Consider the following 1,539-nt stretch of genomic DNA (forward strand, 5'->3'; position numbering starts at 1 on the left):
TCCCAAATGAACGGTGGACAAAGCGACGAGGAGAAGCAAAGCTTTCCATTTATAATGGGAAGGGACCACCCGAGGGACCCTCCATATGTTTTTTAGGCCGGGTGAGGCCGCTTTGGGCAACCATCCCAACCCCAGGAAACGCTCTCGATTAGCGAGGGGTGTCGCGATGCTGGATTGGCGACAGGTCAGACGATACGTGCAGGAGATGGCCAACTATACGGGGGATCGTCTTCGCGCGCATCCTCCGACGCTCCGGTATGCCCTGAGCTTGCTCCATCGTTTCTCCGAGGACCTGGAGCGTCTGCAGCGGATGGGCCGGGAGGCCTTACGAGCCGGATGGCGAGGGGCGATCCCATGGGGCGAGCCCCTCGCCGCTCGGTTTCCCCTGCCCCCCGAACAGCCCCAGGCTCTGGTCATCGCCGCCGATGGCTCCCAGATCTATCCGGATCGCCATGGGACGATCCCCTATTTTGTTCTCAACATCGGCTTGATCGAGATGCGCCCCGGCTCCGGCGCCCCTCCGGAAACCTGGCACCACCTGGTGTTCTGGTATCGAGAGGAGGAGCTGTTCACCGAGGACGGGGAGATGCGCGCCCTCAACGATCTGGAGGCGGAACGGGACATTCAGGAGCTGGAGCAGCTAACGGCGGCGATGGCCCAGCGGGCTGGCGATCCTTTCGGCCCGCCGGTGGGGCTGGCGGACGGCATGCTGCTTCCCTGGGCCCTGTCCCGCGGCGAGCCCTTCGCCGCCGTCCCGGCCGAACGCTATCGGGAACTCTTCCGCCGGGCCGTGGGGGCTCTGGAATCGGCAAAGGAGACGGGGGGCGCGATCGCTGGATACGTGGATCGGCCGACGGGCCATGCCGTGCTGCGCCTGCTGGCCCTGGGATTGCTGGACGAGATCACCCGGGAGAAGGTGGCGGACTATCCCTTTGGGCAACTGCGGGATCGGGCGCTCTTCGCGGAGCTGCTGGAACCCGGGGAGCGCTCCGCTCTCTTCGCGCACACCTGGCCGATCAACGACCATCTGGCCCACGAAGGTCATCAGCTCCTGTTCTTCTATCTCAACGTCGGGGCAGCGGGCCGTCCACATCTCGCCCGCGTGGAGATCCCCGAGTGGGTGGCCCGGGATCGGGCCCGCCTGGATCGGCTGCATCGCGCGATCTGGGATCAGTGCCACATCCTGGCGGAGGCCCCTTATCCGTATCTGCTCACCCGAGCGCACGAGCTGGCCCGCATCCGTTCGGAGGAGCGGAAGCAACTGGAGCAGATGATCCAGGAAGCCCTCCTCCAACGGGGCCTTCGCTTCTCGATCTCCGCCAAGGCCAGGCAAAAGGAGTGGTTGGGGGGATAAACGCGGATGCCAGGAAGGTGCCTTCGGGAGGGAAAAGCGTAAGACCCCTCCCCCACCATGGCTCTTCGAGCCGTGGGGAGGGGGGAGAAGATATCGTTTAGGGGGGTGGGGGGGGGGGGGCGGGGGGGCGCCCCCCCCCCCACCACAAAACGGGAAAAAAACAGCCAAGGAGGGCCGCGGGGCGG

The 1,539-nt window shown here is 65.6% G+C and carries 1 protein-coding gene; it reads left to right on the forward strand.

The genetic code is table 11. From position 1 onward, the window contains the following. Window positions 1-166 precede the first annotated feature (166 nt). Complete coding sequence (locus NZM16_RS01530; RefSeq protein WP_295452601.1) at window positions 167-1,354, forward strand: DNA double-strand break repair nuclease NurA; 1,188 nt, start codon at window positions 167-169, stop codon at window positions 1,352-1,354. Window positions 1,355-1,539: the final 185 nt, after the last annotated feature.

This window comes from Thermoflexus sp. (assembly GCF_025055495.1).
Lineage (GTDB): Bacteria > Chloroflexota > Anaerolineae > Thermoflexales > Thermoflexaceae > Thermoflexus.